Source organism: Neisseria sp. N95_16 (assembly GCF_002551535.2).
Classification (GTDB): domain Bacteria; phylum Pseudomonadota; class Gammaproteobacteria; order Burkholderiales; family Neisseriaceae; genus Neisseria; species Neisseria brasiliensis.
Genome location: NZ_PDBT02000032.1, coordinates 1 through 26,868, shown reverse-complemented (window position 1 = coordinate 26,868; position 26,868 = coordinate 1). Strand labels below are relative to the sequence as shown.

The window sequence follows — 26,868 nt, the reverse complement described above, 5'->3', positions numbered from 1 at the left end:
TGAATTTAAAAAAGCTGAGTCCTGTGGCTTACAGAACCCAGCTTGAACAGGCTGTTTGAGAAAGATTATTAACTTGTCCAAGAATTGGGGGACAGTTCATACTTTTCAGACGGCCTTAATCTAAGGTCGCATTATTTTTCGTTTTGTCGATACCATTCGATAAACGCATCCGGTTTCACAAAACCCAATAAGGCTTCGCTGCGTGTACCGTCGGCACGAATCACAAACACACCAGGCGGGCCGAATAAGCCGTATTCTTTCAACAAGGCTTGGTGCTCGGCGGTATTAGCGGTGACATCGATTTGGAAGAAACGCTGCATATCCACCACCTCATGCACTTGCGGCTGGTTGAGCGTGTAGGCGGCCATTTCTTTGCAGGAAACGCACCAATCGGCATAGAAATCGAGCAATACCGGTTTCGATGGGTCGGCTTTCAAAGCGGCATCCATCGCGGCTTTGAGTTCGGCTACATCGGTGAACATGATGCCGTGATCGCTGCTTTGTCCCGCTTCAGACGGCGGGGTTAAGGTTAAGAAATGGTGCAGGGCGGTGGTTTGGCGTTGGTAGCTTTGCCAGCCAAACCATGCGCCGCCAATCAGCAGTAAAAAGCCCAATACCATCGCCACGCTTTTCAGACGGCCTGTTTGCTTGCCGGCGCGCACCAGCAGCCACACCGCCGGAACCGACAACAATAAAGTATAAAGCGACACCACCAGCGCGTAAGGCAGGTAAGGCGTAGCCAAATACACCGCTACCGCCAGCAGAATAAAGCCGAACGCAGACTTGATGCCATTCATCCAATCACCGGCGCGCGGCATGATGTGGCCGCCGAATGTGCCAATGATAATCAGTGGCACGCCCGTGCCCAAGGCCAGCGCATACAAGGCCAAGCCGCCCAATACCGCATCACCGGTCTGGCCGATGTAGCCCAAAGCAAAGGCCAAGGGCGGCGCCACACAGGGGCCGACAATCAGCGCAGAAAGCATACCCATCACAAATACCGAAGCCATGCGGCCGCCGGAGAGTTTGTTGCTTTGATTTTGGAAATAGGATTGCACCGAGCTTGGCAATTGGATATTGAAGAAACCGAACATCGACAAAGCCAGAATCACCATAATGGCAGAGGCGGTCAGCACTACCCAAGGCTGTTGCAGCCAGACGGTCAACAGCGCACCGGTTAGGCCGGCAAACACACCGACCAGCGTGTAAGTGAGCGCCAAACCCTGCACATACACCATCGATAAGGCAAACGCGCGGCCTTTGCCGGCATTTTTATCGCCGACGACAATGCTCGATACAATCGGCAGCAACGGATACATACAGGCGGTAAAGCTCAAACCCAAACCTGCGAGAAAAAACGCCAACAGATTGGCGTTCAAGGTATCCCAAGACAGTTTGAAGCGGCTGCTGTCGCTCTTGGCAGGCGCAGATTTCAGGCCGTCTGAAGACGTGGCAGGTCGGGTGAATCGTTCTTTTGCCGACACCGGCGCACCATCCCCTTGCGGCTCATACAGGCCGTTGCCGTTGATGTCGAAAGTGGTATCTACCGGTGGATAGCACACGCCGACTTCGGCGCAACCCTGATAGCTCAAGGTTAATTTATATTGGCCGAACGCTTGTTTGTAAGGCCAATTCACCTGTGCTGCGTGGTGATACACGATTTGCTTGCCAAAAAATTCGTCTTCTTTTTCTTCGCCGGGGCTAAGTTGGGGCGTATCGCCCAACACACCGGCGGGATCGGTGTCGGCGATGATTTTGGATTGGTAAAGGTAATAACCTTCGGCAATCTGAAATTGCACATTAATCCCTTGCTCGGTCACATTCACTTGCGGGCGGAATGCTTGTTCGGGCGGCAACAGCTTCGACGCATCAACCGGCCCGGCAAAAGCCGTGTTAAACAAGGCGAGAAAGGCCAAGATCAAATAAAAGAGTTTTTTCATATCGACAACCTGTCGGTGTGGGGTAGGTTTGTGTTGGTTAAACAAGAATTTAATATCAATGTTTTCGGCATTATAAGTGATTTGAGGCCGTCTGAAAAACAGGAAACGGGTTTACTTGCGTTAAATCAGTTTTAGAGAGTTTATCTTATTGAATATTCATGAAAATCAGGCCGTCTGAACTTATTGCTTTCAGACGGCCTTGCTGAATGAAGTGTTTCGTCAAGGATACGCAATCACCGCATAAGCCGAGTGGTTGTGAATCGATTCAAAGTTTTCACTTTCCACCACAAAGCTTTCCACGCGGGCATCAGCAATCAGTGAAGTGGCCACATCGCGTACCATGTCTTCCACAAATTTCGGATTTTCATACGCTTGCTCAGTCACGAATTTTTCGTCAGGGCGTTTGAGTAAGCCGTAGAGCTGGCAGCTGGCTTGTGCTTCTACGCAATCAATCACTTCTTCGATGCCGACTTCCGCATTAGCCACCAGCGACACGGTCACATGCGAGCGTTGGTTGTGTGCGCCGTATTGCGAAATCTCTTTGGAACACGGGCAAAGCGAAGTTACCGGCACCATGACTTTCAGGCTGTGGCTGTATGCGCCGTTTTTGATTTCACCGGTAAGGGTCACATCATAATCCAATAGCGACTGAATGCCGGATACCGGCGCGGTTTTCTTGCGGAAAAAAGGAAAGCTCACGCTGATTTTGCCCGAATGCGAATCCAGTAATTCAACCATTTCGCGCGTGAGTTGCTGCAAACGCTCAAAGCTCAAGGCTTCGGTTTGCTGTTCCATCAGCGCGACAAAGCGTGACATATGCGTGCCTTTTTGTTCGGCAGGCAGATACACCGTCATCGTCAAACGGGCCACAGTGGCCTGTTCGCCCTCAGCGGTGCGCAAGGTAATCGGGAAACGTAAATCTTTAATGCCGACTTGGTTAATCGGCAGGTTGCGTAAATCGCGGGTGGATTGCACGTCTGCAATGGCGTTCATGCGTGTTTTTTCCTTAGAATTAAGCCTAGGCTTGGTATGTGTGGGCAGCAAACGGTAATTCAAGGCCGTCTGAAAAGGTCGGCTTGATAACCGATTTTGTAAATGCGAGATTATATCACTTAGCGGGCAGGGTGGTATTAATTGTTTCTATTTTTCAGATAGTGATAGAATGAATGCCATTCATATCGAAACAAGGTTTGTGCCATGAAATTTGCCACCAAAGCGATTCATTCCAGCTACGATTGCGACGAACACCAGCGCGCGCTGATGCCACCGATTTACCAAAACAGTATGTTTGCCACCCATGAAATCGGCGAGCAAACCCCTTACCGTTACTCGCGCTTGAGTAATCCGACGCGCAAAATTTTGGAAGACACGGTTGCCGATTTGGAACACGCTGCCGCCGGTTTTGCGTTTTCCAGCGGCATGGCGGGCATTGATGCCGTGTGGCGGACGTTTTTGAAGCCGGGCGACACCATCATTGCCGTGGCTGATATTTACGGCGGTGCCTATGATTTGTTGAACGATGTGTATGCGCCGTGGGGCGTGAACGTGGTGTTTGCCGATTTGAGCAAGCCCGAAAACCTCGATGCGCTGCTGGCCGAACACGACAACGTTAAAATGCTGTGGCTGGAAACACCGTCAAACCCGTTGTTGCGCTTGGTGGATATTCCGGCCTTAGCTGCCAAAGCCAAGGCAGCCGGTGCGCTGGTTGGCATCGACAATACCTTTGCCACACCGTATCTGCAACGTCCGCTGGATATGGGTTGCGACATTGTGTTTCATTCGGCCACCAAATATTTATGCGGCCATTCCGATGTGTTGATGGGCGTGGTGGTGGTGAAAACCAAAGAATTGGCCAAGCCTTTGCATAGCATGATGGTCAACAGCGGCGCAGTGGCCGGCCCGTTTGACTGCTGGCTGGTGTTGCGCGGCATTAAAACCTTGGCTTTGCGCATGAAAACCCACTGTGAAAATGCCTTGGAAATCGCCAAACGTATGGAAAACCATCCGGCGGTGGAAAAAGTGTTTTACCCAGGGCTGCCGTCGCATGAGCATTACGAATTAGCCAAAACGCAAATGCCTAAGGGCATCGGCGGCGTGGTGACGATTTATCTGAAAAACGACACCAAACAAGCGGCCAACAGCGTGATTCAAAACATGGATTTGGTCAAAATGGCCTCCAGCTTGGGCGGTGTCGAAAGCTTGGTCAACCATTGCTATTCGCAATCACACAGCGGCGTGCCACACGATGTGAAAATGGAAATGGGCATCAAAGTCGGCTTACTGCGTTTTTCCATCGGCATTGAAGACGTGGACGACATTTGGCAGGATATTTCGAAAGCTTTGGACACGACTTTGTAAATATCTAGGCCATCTGAAAAGCGTTCAGACGGCATCTGAAATCTATTTCCACAAAAACTTTACTGTTATTTTTCAGACGGCCTTAGCGTATAATCAAGGCCGTCTGAAATATTTTTGACCAAAGGAAACCTTATGGCCGCCGCACCTGAAGCCAAGTTCACCGAAGAAAAAGTGTTATGGGTGAAACACCACACGCCCAAACTGATGACATTCGCCATCACGCGCCCCGAAGCCTACCGCTTTTCCGCCGGCCAATTCTCACGCTTGGGTTTCCGCGACGGAGAAGGTTATATCTGGCGTGCCTATTCAGTGGTATCCGCCGAGTATGCCGATACTTTGGAATATTTCGCCGTGTTGATTGAAGACGGTCCGATGTCGGCCAAACTGGCAAAAATGCAGGCAGGCGATGAAATCCTGCTGGACAAAACCGCCACCGGCTTCCTGCTGCCCGAGCGCTTCCCAGACGGCAAAGATTTGGTCATGCTTTCTACCGGCTCCGGCATTGCGCCGTTTCTATCCATCATCGAGCAGCCGGAAATCTGGCAGCGCTTCGAGCGTTTGGTGCTGGTGCATTCCGTATCGTATGCCGACGAATTGATTTTCAACCAACGCTTGGCCGATTTAAAAGACCATCCGCTGATTGAAGAGCATTTCCACAAATTGGTGTTCGTGCCGGTCACCACACGCGAAACCACTGAAAACACCTTATCCAACCAACGCATTCCGGCTTTGCTGCTGGAAGGCGGTTTGGAAAAACACATTGGTTTTACGTTCAACAAAGCCGATACGCGCTTTATGGTGTGCGGCAATCCGGCTATGGTGAGAGACACCTTCCAAGCCTTGATGGACTTGGGCTACGCCATGCACCGCAACCGCGAACCCGGCCAAATAATGATGGAAAACGGCTTTTGATTAGGCTGTAATCTGTTTCAGACGGCCTGTTAAATGAAAAGGCCGTCTGAAAAAACACCACACAAAGAACATATTATGTCTGTTAACCACTACGAAAATTTCCCTGTCGGCTCCATCATTTTGCCGCGCCGTTTGCGCAAACCCATTCACACCGTTTATGCCTTTGCCCGCACTGCTGATGATATTGCTGATGAGGGCGATGTCAGCGACGAAAGCCGTTTGCACGATTTGACCGAATTGGAACACGAATTAGACCGCATCCAAAAGGGCGAAACGCCACAAACCGCGCTCATGCAGCGGCTTAATCATGAAGCGATTGCACCTTTCAACATGCCGCTTGAGCCGTTTTACGATTTGCTTTCCGCGTTTAAACAAGACGTAGTCAAAAAACGCTATCAAACCTTTGGCGAATTGGTCGATTACTGCCGCCGCTCTGCCAATCCTGTTGGCCGCATCCTGCTGCATCTTTACGGAGAACACGACCCTGTGAGCATCGCCCGCAGCGACGGCATCTGCACCGCTTTGCAACTGATTAATTTTTGGCAGGATGTCGCCATCGATTGGCAAAAAGGGCGCGTGTATATTCCGCAAGATGATTTGGCGCGCTTCAAAGTCACTGAGCAGCAAATCGCCGAGGGCAAAGCCGATTTCGCTTTCCAACGCTTGATGGCACACGAATGCGAACGCGCCTTCAGCATGCTCAAAGGCGGCTCGCCCTTGGGTAAAACGCTCAAAGGCCGAATCGGTTTTGAATTGCGCATGATTATTATCGGCGGCCAGTTGATTTTGCAAAAGCTTGATGGCATTAAATACGATGTGTTTAACCAGCGGCCGGTGTTGGATAAAAAAGACTGGATGATTATCGTCAAACGCGCGTTTCAGAAGAAATAACTTTTGAATAAAACAGACCGTCTGAAAGCAGTAATTTTATTGATTATTGCTTTTCAGACGGCCTGTTTTTTGACTATCATAAGTCTTATTTCCCAGCTTTCAAAGCCTGCCATTGTTGCACCATAAACTTCAACGCATTCGGCTCAATCGGCACCATAATAAAGCTGTTCTTCAAATCTTCATCACTCGGGAAAATCGTGTTGTCGTCACGATAATCGGCGTCCATTAAGGCTCTGGCCGGCATACTCGACGGTGCATAGGTGACAAAATTGCCGTTTTGCGCCGCGATTTCCGGCTCTAAGAAATGATTGATGTATTGATGGGCATTGGCCACATTTTTGGCATCTTTCGGAATGGCAAACGAATCCACCCAGATCCCCACGCCTTCTTTCGGCATCATCACACGGATTTTTTCTTTGCCACCGGCTTCTTCAGCACGGCGTTTGGCAATGTTCAAATCGCCGCCAAAACCAATGGCCACGCAAGTATCGCCGCGCGCTAAATCATCGATGAAACCGGATGACGTGAAGCGCTTAACGTTACGTCGGTTTTGCTTAAGTAAATCCGTGGCCGCCTAAATGTCTTCAGTTTGGCTGCTGTTTGGATTTTTACCCAGATAATTCAACACCATCGGATACATTTCTGCCGCGCTGTCGAGATAGCTGATGCCACATTGTCTCAACTTAGCGGTGTATTTCGGGTTGAACACCAAATCCCATTCGTTTTGCGGCATGGGCATATCGCCCAAGGCTTTTTTTACGCGTTCGGTATTGATGGCAAAGGTGTTGGTGCCCCAAAAAAACGGCACGGCGTATTCATTACCGGGGTCAACGTTTTCCATCAAAGCCATTAATTGCGGATTAAGATTTTTATAATTAGGAATCAGCGCCTTGTCGATTTTTTGATACGCACCGGCCTGAATTTGACGGCCGATAAACGCATTAGACGGGCCGACCAAATCATAGCCGGATTTGCCGGTTAACACTTTGCTTTCCAAGGTTTCGTCGCTGTCGTAAACATCATAGCTGACTTTGATGTTATTTTTGCGTTCAAATTCAGCCACGGTTTTCGGATCGACATAGTCCGACCAATTATAGATTTTCAATGTGCCGCCGTTATTGGCAGTAGGTTGGCCGGCGCTTTGTTTCGTTTCGGGATTGCCGCTACAGGCGGCGAGAGTCAACACGGCCAAGCCGATTAAAGACAAATGTTTGCGCATCGTGTGTTCCTTAATGTCGTTCTCGGGTGTAAAAGTCAGCGATTATAAGCGATAAAATCTTGATTTGGCGAAAAATTATCGATGTTAACATTCATTTTTGAAACACTTCGCCGCAGATGCGCGCATTTGTAGCCGATAATCAGGCCGATAGATAGCTTGAAACAAGGATTTGCGGTAAGATAAGCAGAATCTGAAAATTAAATTCAGACGGCCTTTGAAAAGCTTCAACAGGCCGTCTGAAACTGTTTAAACCTGTTACAGAAAATACCATGAAAACTTCTGAATTACGCCAAAAATTCCTACAATATTTCGAACAACACCAACACCAAATCGTGCGCTCGTCTTCACTCGTGCCGCATGACGACCCGACCCTGCTGTTTACCAACGCGGGCATGAACCAATTTAAAGATGTCTTCTTGGGCTTCGACAAACGCCCATACAACCGTGCCACCACCGCGCAAAAATGCGTGCGCGCCGGCGGCAAACACAACGACTTGGAAAATGTTGGCTACACCGCGCGTCACCACACCTTTTTTGAAATGATGGGCAATTTCTCGTTTGGCGACTATTTCAAACGCGAAGCGATTCATTTTGCTTGGGGCTTTTTGACCGGCAAAGAATGGCTCAATCTGCCGAAAGAAAAATTATTGGCCACCGTGTATGCGGAAGATGATGAAGCCTACAATATCTGGCTGAATGAAATCGGCCTGCCTGCCGAGCGCATTGTGCGCATTGGCGACAACAAAGGCGCGCGTTACGCGTCTGATAACTTCTGGCAAATGGGCGACACCGGCCCTTGCGGCCCTTGCTCGGAAATTTTCTACGACCATGGCGAAGACATCTGGGGCGGCATTCCGGGCAGCCCTGAAGAAGACGGCGACCGCTGGATTGAAATCTGGAACAACGTTTTCATGCAGTTCAACCGCGACGAACAAGGCAACATGAATCCGCTGCCAAAACCAAGCGTCGACACAGGCATGGGCTTGGAGCGCATGGCCGCCGTGATGCAAGGGGTACACAGCAACTACGAAATTGATTTGTTCCAAGACTTGCTCAAAGCCGTTGCCCGCGAAACCTGCGCACCGTTCAGCATGGACGAACCAAGCCTGAAAGTGATTGCCGACCATATCCGCTCTTGCTCATTCCTGATTGCCGACGGCGTATTGCCGAGCAATGAAGGCCGCGGTTATGTGTTGCGTCGCATTATCCGCCGCGCGGTGCGCCACGGTTATAAATTGGGTCAAAAACAACCGTTTTTCCACAAATTAGTGGCTGATTTAGCAAAAGCAATGGGCGAGGCTTATCCTGAATTGGTGGAAAAACAAGCGCAAATCGTAGAAGCCTTGAAAAACGAAGAAACCCGCTTTGCACAAACTTTAGAAACCGGCATGGCCTTGCTGGAAAATGCATTGGCCGATGGCACCAAAACCTTAAGCGGCGAAGTTATCTTCAAACTCTACGATACCTACGGTTTCCCATACGACTTAACCGCAGATATTTGTCGTGAACGTGGCATCGAATTGGACGAAGAAGGCTTTAACCGCGAGATGGAAGCCCAACGTGCCCGCGCCCGTGCCGCACAAAGCTTCAAAGCCAACACCCAATTGGCTTACGAAGGTCAAGATACCGAGTTCCAAGGCTACACCGAACTCCGCACTCAAGCCACTGTATTGGCTTTGTACAAAGACAGCGAAGCCGTGAACGAATTGGCTGAAGGCGAGAGCGGCGTGGTTGTGATTGATTTCACTCCGTTTTACGCCGAATCAGGCGGTCAAGTGGGCGATGTCGGTTTTATCTTTGCCGGAGAAAATCGCTTTGAAGTACGCGATACGCAAAAAATCAAAGCCGCGGTATTCGGTCAATTCGGCGTGGTAACGTCAGGCCGTCTGAAAGTAGGCGATGCGGTGACCGCAGAAGTCGATAACGATGTGCGTGATGCCAATATGCGCAATCACAGCGCCACACACTTGATGCACAAAGCCTTACGCGATGTATTGGGCGACCATGTGGAGCAAAAAGGCTCATTGGTTACCGCCGATTCAACCCGTTTCGATATTTCTCATCCGCAAGCCATCAGCGCGGAAGAAATTGCCGAAATCGAACGCCGCGTGAACCAAGCCATTTTGGCCAACGTTGCAGTTGATGCCAATATTATGAGCATGGAAGATGCGCAAAAAACCGGCGCGATGATGCTGTTTGGCGAAAAATACGGTGACGAAGTGCGTGTGTTGCAAATGGGTGATTTCTCTACTGAATTATGCGGCGGCACCCACGTTGCCCGCACCGGCGACATCGGCCTGTTTAAAATCATCAGCGAAGGCGGCATCGCTGCAGGCGTGCGCCGTGTCGAAGCCATCACCGGTCTGAACGCTTTGAAATGGGCGCAAAACCAAGAACGTTTGGTGCGCGACATCATCGGCGAAGTGAAAGCCCAAACCGAGCGCGACGTATTGGCCAAAATCCAAGCCAACGCCGCCCAAACCAAAGCCTTGGAAAAAGACTTAGCCAAAGCCAAAGCCGAATTGGCCGTACACGCAGGTGCCAAGCTGCTGGATAACGCCAAAGACTTAGGCGCAGCCAAACTGGTTGTCGCCCAGATCGAAGCCGATGCCGCTGCTTTGCGTGAAATCGTGACCGATTTAAGCGGCAAATCCGATAAAGCCGTGATTCTGTTGGCCGCAGTTAACGAAGGCAAAGTTTCCTTGTGTGCCGGTGTATCTAAGCCGCTGACCGCAAAAGTCAAAGCCGGTGATTTGGTCAAATTCGTAGCAGAACAAGTCGGCGGCAAAGGCGGCGGCCGTCCTGATTTGGCACAAGCCGGAGGCACCGAAGCAGATAAGCTGCCGCAAGCCTTGGCAAGTGTTGAAGCTTGGGCGAACGAAAAATTGGCTTAATGAGTACAAAGGCCGTCTGAAAAGGGTTTCAGACGGCCCTTTATCCAAAAATCACCGCATAATTATGCCTTAAATATATGGACAAATCAGGCTAACAAGATTATCTTATTCCCTGTGTAGCCGCGTGCCGGTGATATCAATATTTTCTCAAAGAGGGTTTTAGAGTATGGGTTATCGTGTTGAATATGATTTATTGGGCGAACGTGAGATTCCGAGTGATGTGTATTGGGGCATCCACACCTTACGCGCTTTGGAAAACTTCCAGATTTCTTCGCAAAAAGTTGCGGATATGCCGCATTTTGTACGCAGCTTGGTACAGGTGAAAAAAGCGGCGGCGCAGGCCAATGGTAAATTAGGTGCGTTGTCGACGGAAGTGGCAGGTGCGATTGATAAGGCTTGCGATGAAATTTTGGTCAACGGCCGCTGCATGGATCAGTTTCCGACCGATGTGTTTCAGGGCGGGGCGGGTACTTCAGTCAACATGAATACCTGTGAAGTGATTGCCAACTTGGCTTTGGAGCAATTGGGTCAAGAGAAGGGTAATTATGAAGTCGTGAACCCGATTGATGATGTGAATGCCAGCCAATCAACCAACGATGTTTACCCGACTGCCTTCCGCTTGGCAGTGTATTACAGCGTGGGCGATTTCTTGAAAAATCTGATTGTGTTGAAAGATTCGTTTGCACAAAAAGCGGATGAATTCAAAGACGTATTGAAATTGGCGCGCACACAATTGCAAGATGCAGTGCCGATGACTTTGGGTCAGGAATTTAAATCGTTCCAAGTATTGTTGGACGAAGAAATCATCAATTTAGAGCGCACGCGCCAATTGTTGTTGGAAGTGAACTTGGGCGCAACCGCCATCGGTACCGGGGTGAACACGCCGGAAGGTTATGCCGATTTGGCAGTAAAAAAATTGGCAGCCATCAGCGGCTTGGATGTCAAGCTGACCGAAAACCTGATTGAAGCGACTTCCGACTGCGGCGCGTATGTGATGGTGCACAGCGCGGTGAAACGCACGGCGGTGAAAGTATCGAAAATCTGTAACGATTTGCGCTTGCTGTCATCTGGCCCGCGTGCCGGCTTTGGCGAAATCAATTTGCCTGAAATGCAAGCAGGCTCTTCGATTACACCGGCAAAAGTAAATCCGGTGATTCCGGAAATGGTGAGCCAAGTTTGCTTCAAAGTATTGGGCAACGACACCACGATTACCTTCGCTTCCGAAGCAGGGCAGTTGCAATTAAACGTGATGGAGCCGGTGATTGCGCAATGTATGCTGGAATCGATTTCACTGCTGAACAACGCTTGCGCGGGCTTGGCGGAAAAATGCGTGAAAGGCATTACGGCCAACCGTGAAGTATGCGAAAGCTATGTGTTCAATTCCATCGGTTTGATTACCTTCTTGAATCCGTACATCGGCCATGAAAACGGCGATTACATCGGCAAAATCTGTATGGCTACCGGCCAAAGCGTGCGCGATGTGATTTTGGATTTGGGCTTGATGGAAGCCGCAGATTTGGATCGTATTCTGTCGCGTGAAAACATGTTGAATGCGCAATTGAATAAATAATACGCTAAAAGAGAAAAGGCCGTCTGAAAGCAGACGGCCTTTTTTTGTATTTCACTATTGACGATAATTTTTCAAGAAACGTTCCAATTTCGCCATTGCTTCTTCAATTTGATGCACATAAGGCAAGGTGACGATGCGGAAGTGGTCGGGCTTAATCCAGTTGAAGCCGGAACCTTGCACGAACAATACTTTTTCCTGCACCAGCAAATCGTAAACGAATTTCATGTCGTCATGGATATTGTACATTTCCGTGTCAATTTTCGGGAACATATACATCGCACCCATCGGCTTCACGCAGGTGATGCCGGGGATTTGGTTCACCAGTTCGTAAGCTTTGTTGCGTTGCTCTAGCAAGCGGCCACCCGGTAAGATAAATTCGTTGATGCTTTGATAGCCGCCTAAGGCCGTCTGAATCGCGTGTTGCATAGGTGTAGTGGCACACAAGCGCATAGAGGCGAGCATTTCCAAGCCTTCGATATAACCTTGCGCGTGTTGTTTCGGACCATTGAGTACCATCCAGCCTTGACGGAAACCGGCCACACGGTAGGCTTTTGACAAGCCGTTAAAGGTAACGGTCAGCAAATCAGGGGCGAGGGCAGCGATATGGTGATGCACGGCACCATCATACAAAATCTTGTCGTAGATTTCATCGGCAAAAATAATCAGGCCGTGTTTGCGTGCCAATTCGGCGATTTCCAGCAGTATTTCTTTGCTGTACACCGCGCCGGTCGGGTTATTCGGATTAATCACCACAATCGCTTTGGTTTTCGGCGAGATTTTGGCTTCCATATCAGCCAAATCCGGAAACCAGTCTTTTTCTTCGTCGCACAAATAATGGCGCACATTACCACCTGCCAGCGTGGCAGCGGCCGTCCACAAAGGATAATCCGGCGCCGGAATCAGGATTTCATCGCCGTCGTTCAACAATGCCTGCATAGACATGGTGATCAGCTCGGATACGCCGTTGCCAATAAACACATCATTCACGGTAATGTCGCGCAAACCTTTAGTTTGGTAGTAATGCACGATGGCCTTACGCGCGGAATACAAACCCTTAGAATCGCAATAGCCTTGTGAGGTCGGCAGATTGCGGATAACGTCAACCAAAATTTCATCCGGCGCTTCAAAGCCGAAAGGCGCAGGGTTGCCGATATTCAGCTTCAAAATTTTATGGCCTTCTTCTTCCAGGCGCAGGGCTTCTTTGTGTACCGGGCCGCGGATGTCGTAGCAGACATGATCGAGTTTTGCAGATTTGGGAAAGCGATCCATGATGTGTGTTCCGTCAAATTGAAGATTGTTTACAATGTAGTAAATGTACCCTTTTTGTAATCAGAATAAAAGGGGATAAGCGACAATATTTGCGATTTTAGCAAATTTATCGGTAAAAACAGGCGAAAATGGCTAATTAGGCCGTCTGAAGCCGAGATACAAAAGCAAAAAGACCGCATAAAGCGGTCTTTTTAAAATTTGGTGCCCAGGGTCGGACTCGAACCGACACACCTTGCGGCGGGGGATTTTGAGTCCCCTGCGTCTACCAATTTCGCCACCTGGGCGGTGAAGAAGTCGTTATTATAGTGACTGCAAAAAATTTGTAAAGTAGTTTGCTCGACTTAATTTAAAAACGATTGATATATAATGATAATTTATTCATACGCTGCTAACTTATTTTCAGAAGGCCTGAATGGTTTTTTACATTTTATTAAAATTTCCTAATATCAAAGCAATTACAATAGCCAAACTTTCCCCACACCTTGATAAAGGAAAAAACATGACCCGTTATTTATCTGCTTTGATGTTGGCCGCGCCGATGGCAATTGTGGCTCCTTATGCTGCCGCTGCGACGCATCCTGCGCAAACGCAAATGCAGCAAAATATGGATACTGTGTTGAAGATTGCCAAAAGTTCGGCAAGTGAAGCGCAAAAAGTGAAGCAAATCGAAAGCTATGCCAACCGCTATCTGGATTATGAGCGCATTTCTGCTTTGGCTGTGGGCGCACCGTGGCGCAATTTTACCCCTAAGCAAAAAACTGAATTCATCAGCGCATTCAAAGACATGATTATCAACATGTATTCGCACTCTGCTTTAATGGGTGCGGCGGATGCTAAAGTGAAATTGTTGCCGAAAATGACTTCCAATGGCAACCGACACGATGTTTTCTCTGAAATCCAAACCAAAAGCGGTACCAAATACGAAGTGGCTTACCAGCTTTATCAAGTCGGCTCGGTATATAAAATCTACAATATCCGCGTAGATGGTGCCAGCTTGGTAACAATTTACCGAAATCAATTCAATGAGTTAATCCAACAAAAAGGCATTGACGGTGCGATTGCGACCGTGAAAGCCAAGGGCTTGAAAAAGCAGTAATGGATGGACAAAAAGGCCGTCTGAAAACGTTTGTTTTCAGACGGCCTTTTATATTTTTCGCCTTAATGGTGCTGCGCTCTAAAAGCTTCCTGAATCGGCTTGATTTTCTCCAAACGCGCTTCGTCTATGCGTTGGGCAATTAAATGTTGCTGCTGGTTTTGAGTGCACTGGGCGGCAATGTTACCGGCATCGATTTCATTGGCCGCTTGTAATAAATTCAACCAATATTCACGCTGCGGATATTCGGCATCTTCAAAATTCAGACGGCCTCGTTGGTCGGCCACGCATACATTCAAGGCCGTCTGAAATCGTTCAGGCCGTCTGAAGGCATCGGTTTTCTTTAAGGTATTCAATACAGTAGCCGGTTTGAGCTGCGCCACTTGATGAAAAATAATGTGCCAGCGACAAACCAACTCGGCCAATTCGGCACACGCACGCGGCGCACGCAAACGCTCGTTCACTTCTCGCACCAAACGCACACCGGCCAAGTCATGGCCGTGATGCTTGGGCAGAATGTCAGACGGCGTTTTGGCTTTGCCCAAATCGTGCAGTAGTGCGGCATAGCGTTCCGGCAAACTTAAGCCCATTTCAGCAGCTTTTTGCAACACCATTAGCGTGTGGATGCCGCTGTCGATTTCGGGATGGAAATCCGCCCGCTGCGGCACACCGAACAAAGCTTCTACTTCGGGCAGTAACACCGCCAGCGTACCGCATTCGCGCAAAACTTCAATCATTTTCGCCGGATTTTGCTCCATCAAGCCTTTGGCCAATTCCTGCCAAACCCGTTCCGCCACCAGCGCATCGACTTCGCCATCGACCACCATTTGCCGCATCAGCTGCATGGTTTCATCAGCCACTACAAAGCCATATCGCGCGGCAAAACGGGCAATGCGCAGAATCCTGACCGGATCTTCGGTAAAAGCAGGGGAAACATGGCGCAAAATGCCGTCTGAAAGATCTTGCTGCCCGCCGAACGGGTCGATAATCAGGCCGTCTGAATCTTGCGCCATGGCATTGATGGTTAAATCGCGGCGCATCAAATCTTGCTCCAACGTCACATCTTTATCGGCATGAAAGGCGAAACCGGCATAACCTTTGGCCGTTTTGCGCTCGGTGCGGGCGAGGGCGTATTCTTCGTGGCTGTCGGGATGCAGGAACACCGGAAAATCCTTACCCACCGGCTGAAAACCTTGCGCCAGCATGGTAAACGCATCGGCACCGACCACCACCCAGTCGCGGTCTTTGACTTCTAAGCCCAATAAATGATCGCGGACAGCACCGCCGACTAAATAAATCTGCATAGCAAACTTTCAGTGAAGTAAATGGTTTTCAGACGGCCTGAGACCTTTGTTTTATTTCGTAGCGTCGTTACCCAACGCTTCAAACGCCGCTTTCATAGTCGGATTTTTGCGCGTGAGTTTCTTCACGCTTAATTCTTCCGCCTTATTATTCGCTAAGCGCAAGTTGTTTTCCGAAGAGAGCAGCGCTTCTTTGGTTTTTTGCAAATGAGTGATGGTTTTGTCGATTTCTTCGATGGCCGTCTGAAACTTGCGGCTGGCTAATTCATAATTGCGGGCAAATGCGGTTTTAAAGGTGTTCAAATCTTCTTCAAAATTCGTGATGTCGATATTTTGCGCGCGCATTTGGGCGACTTCCTGCTTGTATTTCAAGGTATTCAGCGCAGCATTACGCAACAATGAAATCAGCGGAATGAAAAATTGCGGCCGCACGACATACATTTTCGGATAAGCGTACGACACATCGACAATGCCGCCGTTGTAAAGCTCGTTATCGGCTTCCAAAAGTGACACCAACACGGCATATTCGCATTTTTTCTCGCGGCGGTCTTTATCCAACTCTTTGAAAAAATGCTCGTTTTTCTTTTTGGTGGCGGTGGTTTCGTTTTCGTTTTTCATCTCAAACATAATCGAGATGATTTCATTGCCGTCTGAATCACATTCGCGGTAGATATAGTCGCCTTTGCTGCCGCCGGTCGCGTCGTTATCCTTGCCGAACACGGCTTGCGGAAAAGCGGTGGTGCGGATGCGGTTGAACTCGGTTTCGCAATGCTGCTCAAGACTTTCGCCGACCATTTTGGTGGATTGGCGCGCTTTGAAATCTTTATAAAACGCAATCGCTTCATCTTTTTGCTTCAATTCGGCTTGATATTGCTCACGCAAGGCTTGTTTTTCCAATTCGCGCTCTTTGGCCTGTAATAAAAACCGCGCATTGAGTTCGCCCAACTCACGCTCTTTCACCGCGACGGCACGGTGGATTTCCAATTCTTTTTCAATGTTTTTCGATTCTTCCAACGATTTGGCCTGCAAACGCAGCGCGGCAATTTGCTGATCGCGCTCGGCCAATTGCGCTTTCAGACGGCCTTCCGCTTCGGCAACGGCCAATTGGCTGTCTTTTTCATGGCTTTTTAAATGCGCCGCCAATTCGGCCAATTCGCGTTCTTTGGCGGCAAGTTTTTGCTGATAAGCCGTTTCCAGCGTGTTTTCCGCCAGCTTGATTTCGGTGTCGAACTGGCGGCGGCTTTGTGCTAAACGCTCGTTTAATTCCTGCTGAAATTCCAGCGTGCGCACTTGGTTGGCAATGTCGGCATAACCGGCTTCATCTACGGTAAAAGCGGTGTGGCAATGTGGGCATTTGATTTCGGGCATGATGTTCTCGCGTGATGTGTTTGTGCGTTATTTTAGCAGAAAGGCCGTCTGAAAACTAGGTTTCAGACGGCCTTTCAGATGGTTTCAGCACATTGCGTTAATCGCATTTCACCGCGCCGACATCATAGTGAATATTGTGAAATTCATTCAGGCTGCTGCGGTGGCCGATGCTGATGATGATGCTTTCGGGCATTTTTTCGCGAATGGCGCGATAGAGCTGCGATTCGGTTGGCTCATCAAGGGCGGACGTGGCTTCATCGAGCAAAACCACTTTGGCGCGGTCGCGCGCGTATTCAAGATATTCAAAATACCAATGGCCGATTGTTTGACGCACCAAGCGGCGACACCAATTTGCTACCTTCGTGGAACTGGCAAAACACCCGCGGCCAAACCAATATGCTGACCTTTGAATATGACACCGACTACGATTTTCAAATCAGCGGCGGTATCGGCTACAACGATGCGCGCTATTACGGCACGCTGATTTCGCCAACAATAAGCACCACCGACAGCACTCAATACAACACCAACACCGCGCGTCTGACCGATCAGCGTTTTCAAACCACCAGCATGAATCTCACCGCTCGCGGCCAATTTGAAACCGGTGCGGTTGATCACACGTGGAGCGCAGCCTTAGACCGCATCGACCGCCGCCGCCAAACCTATCGCGGCAGCAAAGCAGGCAGCAGCAAAGCCACAATTGACGGCACCGGCTATATTGCCTCGCAACTGGCTTCGTTTACTGCCGACTATCCGACTACCATGGAAAGTACACCGAATCTGGATACCCGCATTGAAGTTAACAGCTTGGCCTTATCCGATACCATGGGTTTTGCCGATAACCGCTACCGCTTGACTTTAGGCGGTCGCTTGCAGCAAGTCGAACAAAAGAATAATCGTGATCAAACCAAAGCTGATGCCAGCCGCTTCAGCCCAATGTTGATGGCCGCGTGGGTGCCGCAACCGGATTTGGTCGTTTACGGCAACTACATGGAAGATTTGGAGCCGGCCAGCTTGAGCGTGGACGACACCACCGGCGATACCACCATGGCCAAACCGCGCGTCAGCCGTCAGTTTGAAATCGGCGTGCGTAAAAACTGGGGCGATTTTGTCACTACTTTAAATGCCTTCCAAATCCGCCGTCCGGGCTATTGGCGCGGCAACACCACCAGCGGAACCGATTTTGCCGCCAGTGGCGCAGCTGCGGGCGATGAGCAGGGCATTGAGCGCAATCGCAGTATCGAATTTAATGTTTACGCCAGCCTGCTCAACCAAACCTTACGCCCGAGCTTCGGTTTGATGTATTTGAAATCGCAAGTGAAAGATTATCCGAATTACAAAGACAATCTGGTCAGCGGCGTACAAGTTGTCAATCCGAGCGTGATTGCCAAAGCGGGCGTGGAATGGGATACGCCTTATGTGAAGGGCTTGACGTTGTCGGGCCATGTGCAGTATTTCGGCAAATCTTATCAAGACACGCAAAAACTATACGCTTTCCCGTCTTACACCTTGGTGGACATCGGCGCACGCTATCAAACCAAGCTGGGTAAAAACGATTTAACCGTGAGTACGGCAGTCGAGAACTTGTTCAACAAAGCTTATTGGCAAGTACAGCGCGGCCAGTATGACCGTAGCTTTGCCGTATTGGGCATGCCACGAACTTATTGGCTGAAAGCGGAATATTCGTTCTGATTTTGACAATGAAGAAAGGCCGTCTGAAAAAAGTTTCAGACGGCCTTTATGTTTGATTTTTATGAATAATTTCTTATGTACAAATAAATTGTACAAATAAATTGCGCTTTAATTCAATATAATATAAAGAATCATCAATTAAACCGCCTAAAACTTTCAGACGGCCTATCGATATCGAGTTTATTCAGCACCTTTCAAGCCAAAATGCAGGTAAGTGCGCTCGGTAGCGACACGACCACGCGGTGTGCGCTGTAAAAAGCCTTGTTGAATCAAATAAGGCTCAATCACATCTTCAATCGTATCGGTGGATTCGCCAATCGCCGCCGCGACGTTCTCCAAACCCACAGGGCCGCCGCTGAATTTGTGCAAAATGGCTTCGAGAAATTTTCTGTCCATCACGTCTAAGCCTTTGGCATCAACATCTAGCATGCTCAAAGCGGCATCGGCAATATCGGCATCAATTACACCATTATTTTTCACTTCGGCATAATCGCGCACACGGCGCAGCAGGCGGTTGGCAATACGCGGCGTACCACGGCTGCGTTTGGCCACTTCCATCGCACCTTCATCGCCCATGTTCAACGACAACAATTGCGCCGAACGGCTGACAATAGTCGCTAAATCATTGTTTTCATAGAATTCTAAGCGAGAAACAATACCGAAACGGTCACGCAGCGGATTGGTCAGCATACCTGCGCGCGTGGTGGCGCCAATCAACGTAAACGGTGGCAAGTCGATTTTTACCGAACGCGCCGCAGGGCCTTCGCCAATCATGATATCAAGCTGATAATCCTCAAGGGCAGGGTAGAGAATTTCTTCGACAACCGGACTCAAACGATGAATTTCATCAATAAAAAGAACATCATGCGGCTCAAGATTGGTTAACAGGGCTGCCAAGTCACCGGCGCGTTCCAATACCGGACCGCTGGTTTGGCGCAAGTTGACACCCAATTCTTTAGTAATAATATGCGCCAAGGTGGTCTTGCCCAAACCCGGCGGGCCAAACAATAAGGTATGATCAAGCGCTTCGCCGCGTTTTTTCGCTGCTTCAATAAAAATCGCTAATTGTTCCTTAGCCTTGGCTTGGCCGATGTAATCCGCCAGTGTTTTCGGGCGTAAGGCGCGTTCTAAAAGCTCTTCTTGGGCAGAAATCGATTGTGCCGCAATAATGCGCTGCGGCTGCTGGGCGGTAAGATTATCGGTTTGCAACATAATTCATCATTTCAATCATCGGCAAAAGCCGGAAATATTTTCAGACGGCCTCAAAGTTAATATAGCGCTTAGCCGCGCAATTCACGCCAAGCCAAGTAATCACGCAGCGGCGGCATGGGCGGATTAATACAATGCGGACACACGCCGGTGATGTCTTCATCGTCGCTGTCGATATGGTATTCATTCGGATCAAAACGCTGTTGCTGCAAAACCGCCTGAGCCAATGCCTGTGCCTGAATCACATCAAAATCAAAGCGCTGTAAAATTTCTTGAAGCAAACCGGTTTCAGTGGCGCTGAAATCGCCGCTGTCGACAATAATCATGCGCTGATAATCTTCGTTGATAATTTTCTCGCGCAGTAAATCGGTATTGAACATAAAGTCATTGGAAACATGAGATAATAGGCTGGATTATACAGCATAAGTGTATTCTTCGAGATGATTATATAAATTCGTATAATGTAGGTATTATGTTTACTGGTTTTGGCAACAGATACTGAAGCGACCCGTTCCGGCGCAGATTTTTTAATGTCAGTCTTGCTTCGCTTTATCGGTGTTTTGCGATTTAAAAACAGGCAAATCCCAAAAGATAGGGGTATTCATAAAGATTCGGAAAAAGCACCCGAATCTTTACAAACCTTCCCCTATCTTTTGGGATTTGCCTGTTTTTTTGCCAATCGCACCCCGACCAAGCGACGCAAGACTGACATTAAAAAAAACGCCTACACTAAATGTTTAGCCCCTCCCAGCTCCACAATCCTGAGTAGGGCGGAAAGACCAACAAAATATGAAAGGATTTTAATATGACTTAGATTTAACGATTGACAAGCCGAGCGGTGGGGATAGCAAAAATCCCCATACGGCAATATGGGGATTTTGCTTTTCCTGCCAAATTTTAAATTTTGACAGGGAGCTATCAAATGCAAATCCTTATTGTATGCGGTAATTTGCAATTGACTTTAGTCATTGAGACACGCGTTATCTTAGCGTTAATCATGCTGTTTAGTCAATAACCCACGATAATAAGGCCGTCTGAAGTTTCAGACGGCCTTTAGGCTTAATTAGCACCGACAACCGCGCCCGATTGCATGTCAGGCCGAGCGTCATTATAGCCATCATACATCAAGTTTTGCTGAGATTGACCGCCCATAACCAATACTTGAGATTGTGGCACGTCATAGACTACTGGCTTTGTATCGACACGGGGCTTATCCTTATACGGATTAAACGGCAAGCCGTTGGTTGCATAGTCAACGCAAGTCTTTTTATCAATCTCTTTGATAGGCGTGCCTTGAGACGAGTAGCAGGAGCAGCCCGATTTACCGCCAGCAACACAGGCAACGGGATATTCAAACTGTTGCACACGTCTAACATCGTTATAAATCGGCTTAGACTCAACCAGGCCTGGTATAGTCGGTTCAAACATTTCAGGCTTCAAATCACGCTTTTTGTCAGCCAAAATCTTTTCGCCAGCCTGAGCAGAAACAGAATTTGCACCATTACTAACACCGGATTCAACAACATCAGATACAGACGAATTTGAAGCAGCAACAGAATCAGACTGACCGCCAGTAGAAAACTTGGAAAGATTTTTGTAACCCATAAATGAAAATGCAAAAAATGCCAATAGGCAAAGGGGAAGCAACCAGAGAACCCGCGTTTTAGGAGTTTTTATCTTAGTATGCACCTCAGCGGATTTATAAAGTTTAAACGCGTTTTTATCTAACTTATAAATTTCTGGACGGCCATTTTTAAGCTCAGATAGGGGATTATTAGCGCAATAATCCCAATAATAACGCATACGCACACCCAAGGGATTCTTGTGAATGTGATAATGCGCACCGACCAAATCCCTAACTTGCTTATCAATCCTCGACGGCATCTGAGTAATCAAAATCAAATCAACGCCAAAATGACGATGCACATGCAGCCAGTCAACCAAATCAGGTGTTTTAGAACCCGAAGAACGGGGCGGGAAAACAGTCTGACACTCATCAATGATGATAATAGAGCCTTTATACCTTTCATCTTTAAGCCAAACATGCATGTCATTAATTGTATGGCCGTCAGGTATAGACTCAACGGGAATGGTTAAGTCTTTAATGCCATGAGTAAAAACCTTACGACCAGCCCAATCAGATTGCAAACGCTTAGCCAAGTCAGAAACAACCGATAACGTTTTGCCCAAACCGGGCAATCCTGTAATTAATGTAATCATATTTATTTATCCAAAAATCTAAAAACCTTACCCGCTACAAAAATGCCAATCGACAAATTAAGAGCACCATACAAAATATTAAAAAACTCAGGAATCCCGGCCAAACCTGCCAAACCTAAAACAGCATCAGGAATCATATGGTAATAGGCCGATACATTTGACATGAGAGATTCCAAAACGCTACCAAGAGCCTTGTAAGAAACAAAAGAAACTCCAAGAGTAGTAAAAAGTTTAAAAACAACCGAAATAAGTAAAGGCGACAAAGCTCGAAGAAATGCGCCTAAAATAGCAAATATATGCATATCAAGTGGCAACCCTGGAAAGTGCGTAATAAACCATCAAAGAAGAAAATGCCCAGCCCGACATGACGACAAAAATCCTTATAGACTTGGCAAACTCGCAAAACAAATCGTAAGAAAGCTCAAAAGAACCACTAAACTCAGCAAAACTAACATCTACTATCACAGGCTGAGGACAATAGCCCGACTCTGAAAACTCACCGGATTTTGAAAACGAACCATCGAAAGAACTACCTAAAGAACCAAAATCAGATTCGCTAAAATCGCCTATATCGCCTAAATCGCCACCGCCACCTTGGCCATCACCACCGTTGCCACCACTGCCTTGAGCATTACCAGTACCACCGCCTTGAGTGTTGCCAGTACCACCGCCGTTAGCGGGGGCGGGGGCATTGCTGCCCGTGGAATCCCCGCCCGCATTGCCCCCGCCCCCGCTATCAGCAGCCTGACCGCCCTGATTAGGGGCTATCTGTTGCGGTTTTGACGCTGTATTAACACCGCCACGACTACCAACAGAACCGCCCTGGATGTTGCTACCAGTAGAAACACCATTAGAGCCACCAGCAGAAATCTCAGTCGAACCTACGACAGGAGAAGACGGAGTAGGATCATGCTTTACAGTACACAAAACAGAAAATGTACCGCGACCAGACGACTTATAAGACTTGTAACCGTCATTACATTTACCATCGGAAGAAAAAGTAGATTTAATAGGGTTGACATGAGAATCAACGATAAAAGAACCCGAAGAAGAATAAACAGTACACCTATAAGATTCGGAAACATCAGGATAAGATTTTAAATGGCCAACACCACCTTTCTTTGCAGCCCAAGCAGAGCAAGCACCCTGACGAGTCTCCGAGTAAACATCATCAACGTACCAAATAACTTCAATCTTATCTCCAGAGCCACCACCACCAGTAGAGCCAGCAGAGCCACCACCACCAGTAGAGCCAGCAGAACCGCCACCACCAGTAGAGCCAGCAGAACCGCCACCASCAGGTTTCGGAGACGGAGCAGGGGCAGGAGACGGGGCAGGGGTAGGAGACGGTGTTTTATCGCCACCGCCACCACCGTCTAAATTATCTAAATCGACAATATCAATACGACCACCACCACCGCCATTCATAAGCTCATTAAGAGCCTGAGGCTCGTAGTAATCATCGGTCTCATTTTGATAGTACCAACAAGAATTCATCACACACGCCAATTTAGTCATTTCATAAATTCGACCAGATTTTTTATCAATCAAATCGAAAGGTTGCCAAAGTGGCTTAGCGGAATATTTAGAATCAGTTAACGTAACAATACCCGAACCGGAAGAACCAAAATATCGACGAGAATCGGCATGAGCATTAGGCAACAAAAAAGCAGCTATTAAAAAAGCTGCTAATAATCTATCCTTAATCATAACCCCCCCTTACCAAAACAAATAAATAACCGATAAAGCAGCGAAAAAACCAAAAAGAAACGGAAAATCAACCACCATTTACGTTTAATCCCTGTATAAATTTATAGACTGCCTTAAAACAAAACATCAAAGCAAATAAAGAAATGAAATATGCCCCAAAAACAAGACCCGAATAAATTTGTTCGGAATATGAACATTCAGGAAAAGTAAGAAGAATCTCATTTCCATTAAAATACCACTTATCCAAAATTTTAACGGGAGCCAATATAGTACCGTCTTGAGTAAGGACGGGTTGGACATCGGACATAACGTAATCATGCGCAGCTTCCAAAGTCTGAAAACATTGGCTTTTTACTCTATAACCCATATCCAACCCAACCTTAATTAGCGACCGCGACGGATAAAGCCAAAGAGGATACCGAAGCCAAGCATAACGCCTGCAACGGTAATCAGCGACATGCCAACAGAGCCAATAACGGCAGTCAAAGACGAAACGGTTTGAGCAATTTGAGTACCAACTTGAGACCAAGAGTAGCCAGACGAACCGTCATTAGCCAAAGCCAAAGCGGAAGCAGAAGACAGACCGACGGCCAAAACAACTTTTGCACCATAAGTGCGAGCTAAATTCATGAATTTCATGATGTTTTCCTTTAAAAATTAAAAAAGTAAGTACCGTTTTCAGAGGCAAACGGCCAGCCCGAAATCATTGATAAAAACCGAAAATCACAAATTCAAACTGATTCCCAATTTCTTCAATACCAGCTTCAACAGCTTCATCAAAATCTTGAAAAAGACCAGCGTCAGAAATCATTCGGGTATGGCCTATATCGCCAGTTTCAGGCGATAAATAAAGGAAATCGCCAGTATTAACAGATTGCACAACATAGACCAAATTCATAATCAACCTTTCTTAACAGGCTGAAAACCAGTTACTTTCATTTTTTGAGTTTTGCCAGTAGTCACAATTTCAACATTCAACATTGCATCAATCGGAAACTGAGCATTTCGGAATTGTTCAAAATTAGAAGATTGACCGTAGTCATATTCAGTAGTAGAACTACCCAAAGCATTACCCTGAGAGCTATCCAATGGAGTAGCCACAATCAGACGACAATAGTCAAAATTCTTGCCCTCAATCTGACCTGAAAACTTCTTAACGCCAACAATTTGACCGGGGAGAGTGATATTCATGATATTTCCTTAAATTAAATGAGTGACTTCACGGGCAGCCACCAAAGCCCTTAACAAAAGCTGATAGGCAATCTAGCGTATTTGTCATACATGCGTTCTTCATAGGTTGCCCTAACGGATTCTTTCAACTCACGCTCAAGAGACTGAAAATAAGAAACCATATCGAAATCGTCTTTAGGCTCAAATTTAGATTCATTATGAATAAATTGCCCTTTTACGAAATCGCAATCATAGGCTTCAGGCGTCAAACATTTAGGCAAAAGGCAATGTTCGGGCTGGATCTTGTCCCATAATTCTTCTTTAGAAAGCGTAGGGAAAATAAACTTAAGACCATTTGCAGCACGGCCAAACTGTTTTTGCACCCACTCAAGATAACGATCAGCAGAAATTTGAGCCTGTTCCTTATTTGCCTTAACACGAGTAGCCTTATCTGAAAAACGCTCACAAATCGGATAAGCACCACCAAAATATTCACCAGGGCTTTGCAACACTTCAAACGGTATAACGATGTCTTTCGACTTAAATTCAATCTCAAAACGAACCCAAGAGCTTGATTTATCGCCTAATTGTTTACCTTTCTCATAAATCCGAACATATTTTGATGACTCGCGAGAACCAACGGCATAGGTTTTTCCGTTAACCATTTTGGATTCGTCCTCTTCCTCCCAATCTGACCCAATACATTCGCCTTTTGGCTTGATATGGTGACAAGTAAACAGACCTTTATTGCGATCTTCACGAGCTTGATTAGGGTTGTATTCGCCAGCAAAAAAATCCTTAGCAACGTCAACACGGGTAATCTTGGCACGAGGCGCAGATGAAATAAATTCATACAAACGAGATTCCCAACCTGATTTAGCAGCACCGCAACCCGTAGCGGTCAATTCGATAAGCATTGTTTGATTCTGACCTCCAAAATGGACACGGCCATAAAGAATATCGCCCGATTGCATGAGCCAACAACGATCATAAAAACGGCCACCGCTACCCTTGGCTTCTTTGGTAATTCCGAAACCTAAAATTTCTTCACAAAGCATGGACGCAGCACGAACAAAATCTTCGTCGTCTAAAAGGCTCACACGCTTACCGTACTTTTCCCAAAAAGCAGACTCATGGAATGAAAAACTGATTTGGTCGATAAAGGCAGAATCGGAAACACCTCGACGAAGCGGAACACCAAGCAAATTACCCTTACTGTCCAAAACATATGTTTCGTAACACTCAAAAACTTCCTGAACCATGCTTAACCCCTAGGTTTCTGTAACCCCCCTGTTAGATAGGGGGGGGGGCAGAAATTCGGAAAAATCCGAAAAGAAAAAAACGAGAAAAATCAAACAACAAACGGAACGGCGACACCAAAGTCCATATAAATTTCGGCAGAACGCAAAGCCGAATCAAAAGCAGCGAATGAATCAAGAAAATCACAGTCGTAAAAATAAAGAGCGTGAATTAACTCAGAATCATCACGACATGAAACTTTCCATGCCTCATCAAGTCGGGTTACAGAAGCTGAAAACATAACTAAATACCTATTTACCTATTTTTAGGAAACTTACCATAAAAAAAGTGTATAAGTAAATAGGTAAATATTTTTTAGGTAGAAAATTTTAAAATTAGAAAATTCAAAAGGAATCTAAAAATGGCAAGAATCGGAACAACTACATACAATATAAATATAGAAAAAAAAATGAAAATAGAAAGACTTGCAATGGAGGCAAGTCTAAAAATCGGAAGAACTGTTAAATGGACAGAGCTAATGGACATCCTTGTCACCGAATTTGGGAAAGACGCGCAAGCCCATTTAATACACAGAGAAGAAAAGAAATGAAATGGCTAAAGTTGCTATATAAAATAATTGTTATTATTTTACTTTTACTTATATATAACGAAGTAATCACTATCAGAACGGACAAAGCAGAAGCTGAAATTATAGAAGGGGCTTAGGAAGCAAAAATATTAAATTGGGTTATTTCGAAGCATCTTCATTAATATTTTACCTAAATCTTCATGCCGGTGGTTAAACCTAAACTC

23 protein-coding genes, 1 tRNA gene and 3 pseudogenes are annotated in these 26,868 nt (G+C 47.2%); 8 read left to right on the top strand and 19 right to left on the bottom strand.

Translation table 11 applies throughout. From position 1 onward, the window contains the following. Positions 1-131: 131 nt before the first annotated feature. A complete protein-coding gene (gene dsbD / locus CRG49_RS06785) occupies positions 132-1,940 on the bottom strand; it encodes a protein-disulfide reductase DsbD (protein ID WP_095501587.1) in 1,809 nt (602 codons plus the stop codon). Between the two features lie 219 nt (positions 1,941-2,159). Continuing rightward, positions 2,160-2,933 (bottom strand): GTP cyclohydrolase FolE2, encoded by a 774-nt coding sequence (gene folE2, locus CRG49_RS06780; RefSeq protein ID WP_095501586.1) that lies wholly within the window; start codon positions 2,931-2,933, stop codon positions 2,160-2,162. A gap of 204 nt (positions 2,934-3,137) precedes the next feature. On the opposite strand from folE2, the gene CRG49_RS06775 reads away from it, so the two are divergent. From CRG49_RS06775 to hpnC, 3 genes are all read left to right on the top strand, one after another. After that, positions 3,138-4,298 (top strand): PLP-dependent aspartate aminotransferase family protein, encoded by a 1,161-nt coding sequence (locus CRG49_RS06775; protein ID WP_095501585.1) that lies wholly within the window; start codon positions 3,138-3,140, stop codon positions 4,296-4,298. A 132-nt stretch (positions 4,299-4,430) separates the two neighbouring features. Continuing rightward, positions 4,431-5,210: a ferredoxin--NADP reductase gene (locus tag CRG49_RS06770; protein ID WP_095501584.1), complete on the top strand. Its 780-nt coding sequence runs from the start codon at positions 4,431-4,433 to the stop codon at positions 5,208-5,210. A 75-nt stretch (positions 5,211-5,285) separates the two neighbouring features. After that, positions 5,286-6,101: a squalene synthase HpnC gene (gene hpnC / locus CRG49_RS06765; protein WP_095501588.1), complete on the top strand. Its 816-nt coding sequence runs from the start codon at positions 5,286-5,288 to the stop codon at positions 6,099-6,101. Between the two features lie 85 nt (positions 6,102-6,186). On the opposite strand, the pseudogene CRG49_RS06760 reads toward hpnC, so the two are convergent. Then, positions 6,187-7,320 (bottom strand): annotated as a pseudogene (locus CRG49_RS06760) (polyamine ABC transporter substrate-binding protein). A 269-nt stretch (positions 7,321-7,589) separates the two neighbouring features. Here CRG49_RS06760 and alaS point away from each other — a divergent pair. Both alaS and aspA read left to right on the top strand, forming a co-directional pair. After that, positions 7,590-10,214, top strand: a complete 2,625-nt coding sequence (gene alaS / locus CRG49_RS06755) for an alanine--tRNA ligase (protein ID WP_095501583.1) — start codon at positions 7,590-7,592, stop codon at positions 10,212-10,214. Between the two features lie 166 nt (positions 10,215-10,380). Further along, positions 10,381-11,784 carry an aspartate ammonia-lyase gene (gene aspA / locus CRG49_RS06750; protein WP_095501582.1) on the top strand — a complete coding sequence of 468 codons (1,404 nt, stop codon included), beginning with the start codon at positions 10,381-10,383 and terminating at the stop codon, positions 11,782-11,784. A 54-nt stretch (positions 11,785-11,838) separates the two neighbouring features. On the opposite strand, the gene CRG49_RS06745 is transcribed toward aspA, so the two are convergent. Both CRG49_RS06745 and CRG49_RS06740 read right to left on the bottom strand, forming a co-directional pair. Next, positions 11,839-13,053 carry a pyridoxal phosphate-dependent aminotransferase gene (locus CRG49_RS06745; RefSeq protein ID WP_095501581.1) on the bottom strand — a complete coding sequence of 405 codons (1,215 nt, stop codon included), beginning with the start codon at positions 13,051-13,053 and terminating at the stop codon, positions 11,839-11,841. 199 nt (positions 13,054-13,252) lie between these two features. Next, positions 13,253-13,337: transfer RNA gene (locus CRG49_RS06740), tRNA-Leu, on the bottom strand. 215 nt (positions 13,338-13,552) lie between these two features. Between CRG49_RS06740 and CRG49_RS06735 the strand changes: the two genes are divergently transcribed. Next, entirely contained in the window at positions 13,553-14,149 is a 597-nt protein-coding gene (locus CRG49_RS06735) for a phospholipid-binding protein MlaC (RefSeq protein WP_095501580.1), read from the top strand. Positions 14,150-14,211: 62 nt separating this feature from the next. Here the strand turns inward: CRG49_RS06735 and CRG49_RS06730 are convergent, their stop codons facing one another. The 3 genes from CRG49_RS06730 to CRG49_RS13150 form a co-directional block, all read right to left on the bottom strand. After that, positions 14,212-15,450 (bottom strand): multifunctional CCA addition/repair protein, encoded by a 1,239-nt coding sequence (locus tag CRG49_RS06730; RefSeq protein WP_095501579.1) that lies wholly within the window; start codon positions 15,448-15,450, stop codon positions 14,212-14,214. Between the two features lie 51 nt (positions 15,451-15,501). Then, on the bottom strand, positions 15,502-16,815 hold the full coding sequence (locus tag CRG49_RS06725) for a DUF2130 domain-containing protein (RefSeq protein WP_095501578.1): 1,314 nt from the start codon (positions 16,813-16,815) through the stop codon (positions 15,502-15,504). Between the two features lie 97 nt (positions 16,816-16,912). Then, entirely contained in the window at positions 16,913-17,152 is a 240-nt protein-coding gene (locus CRG49_RS13150) for a hypothetical protein (protein ID WP_154212922.1), read from the bottom strand. On the opposite strand from CRG49_RS13150, the pseudogene CRG49_RS06720 reads away from it, so the two are divergent. Then, positions 17,095-18,507 (top strand): annotated as a pseudogene (locus CRG49_RS06720) (TonB-dependent receptor); the annotation flags it as partial. The gene CRG49_RS13150 and the pseudogene CRG49_RS06720 overlap by 58 nt on opposite strands. Positions 18,508-18,687: 180 nt before the next feature. Here CRG49_RS06720 and ruvB read toward each other — a convergent pair. From ruvB to CRG49_RS13145, 10 genes are all read right to left on the bottom strand, one after another. Continuing rightward, entirely contained in the window at positions 18,688-19,719 is a 1,032-nt protein-coding gene (ruvB, locus tag CRG49_RS06715) for a Holliday junction branch migration DNA helicase RuvB (RefSeq protein WP_095501576.1), read from the bottom strand. 68 nt (positions 19,720-19,787) lie between these two features. Continuing rightward, a complete protein-coding gene (locus tag CRG49_RS06710; protein ID WP_095501575.1) occupies positions 19,788-20,096 on the bottom strand; it encodes a hypothetical protein in 309 nt (102 codons plus the stop codon). Positions 20,097-20,775: 679 nt separating this feature from the next. Next, positions 20,776-21,936, bottom strand: coding sequence for a zonular occludens toxin domain-containing protein (locus CRG49_RS06705; RefSeq protein WP_097784585.1), 1,161 nt, complete (start codon positions 21,934-21,936; stop codon positions 20,776-20,778). Positions 21,937-21,938: 2 nt separating this feature from the next. Then, positions 21,939-22,238: a DUF2523 family protein gene (locus CRG49_RS06700; RefSeq protein ID WP_095501869.1), complete on the bottom strand. Its 300-nt coding sequence runs from the start codon at positions 22,236-22,238 to the stop codon at positions 21,939-21,941. 1 nt (position 22,239) lies between these two features. After that, positions 22,240-23,646, bottom strand: coding sequence for a virulence factor TspB C-terminal domain-related protein (locus tag CRG49_RS06695; RefSeq protein ID WP_095501870.1), 1,407 nt, complete (start codon positions 23,644-23,646; stop codon positions 22,240-22,242). A gap of 384 nt (positions 23,647-24,030) precedes the next feature. Beyond that, positions 24,031-24,285 (bottom strand): hypothetical protein, encoded by a 255-nt coding sequence (locus CRG49_RS06685; protein WP_095501872.1) that lies wholly within the window; start codon positions 24,283-24,285, stop codon positions 24,031-24,033. A 64-nt stretch (positions 24,286-24,349) separates the two neighbouring features. Next, entirely contained in the window at positions 24,350-24,544 is a 195-nt protein-coding gene (locus CRG49_RS06680; protein ID WP_095501873.1) for a hypothetical protein, read from the bottom strand. Positions 24,545-24,546: 2 nt separating this feature from the next. Continuing rightward, positions 24,547-24,837, bottom strand: a complete 291-nt coding sequence (locus tag CRG49_RS06675) for a hypothetical protein (protein ID WP_095501874.1) — start codon at positions 24,835-24,837, stop codon at positions 24,547-24,549. 50 nt (positions 24,838-24,887) lie between these two features. Next, a complete protein-coding gene (locus tag CRG49_RS06670; protein WP_095501875.1) occupies positions 24,888-26,078 on the bottom strand; it encodes a replication initiation factor domain-containing protein in 1,191 nt (396 codons plus the stop codon). 89 nt (positions 26,079-26,167) lie between these two features. Further along, the gene (locus tag CRG49_RS13145) at positions 26,168-26,356 is read right to left on the bottom strand and encodes a hypothetical protein (protein WP_154143372.1); all 189 of its coding nucleotides are present in this window, start codon (positions 26,354-26,356) and stop codon (positions 26,168-26,170) included. A gap of 120 nt (positions 26,357-26,476) precedes the next feature. On the opposite strand from CRG49_RS13145, the gene CRG49_RS06665 reads away from it, so the two are divergent. Continuing rightward, complete coding sequence (locus CRG49_RS06665) at positions 26,477-26,665, top strand: hypothetical protein (RefSeq protein WP_095501876.1); 189 nt, start codon at positions 26,477-26,479, stop codon at positions 26,663-26,665. Between the two features lie 128 nt (positions 26,666-26,793). Here the strand turns inward: CRG49_RS06665 and CRG49_RS06660 are convergent. Next, positions 26,794-26,868, bottom strand: a pseudogene (locus CRG49_RS06660) (IS1595 family transposase); the annotation flags it as partial.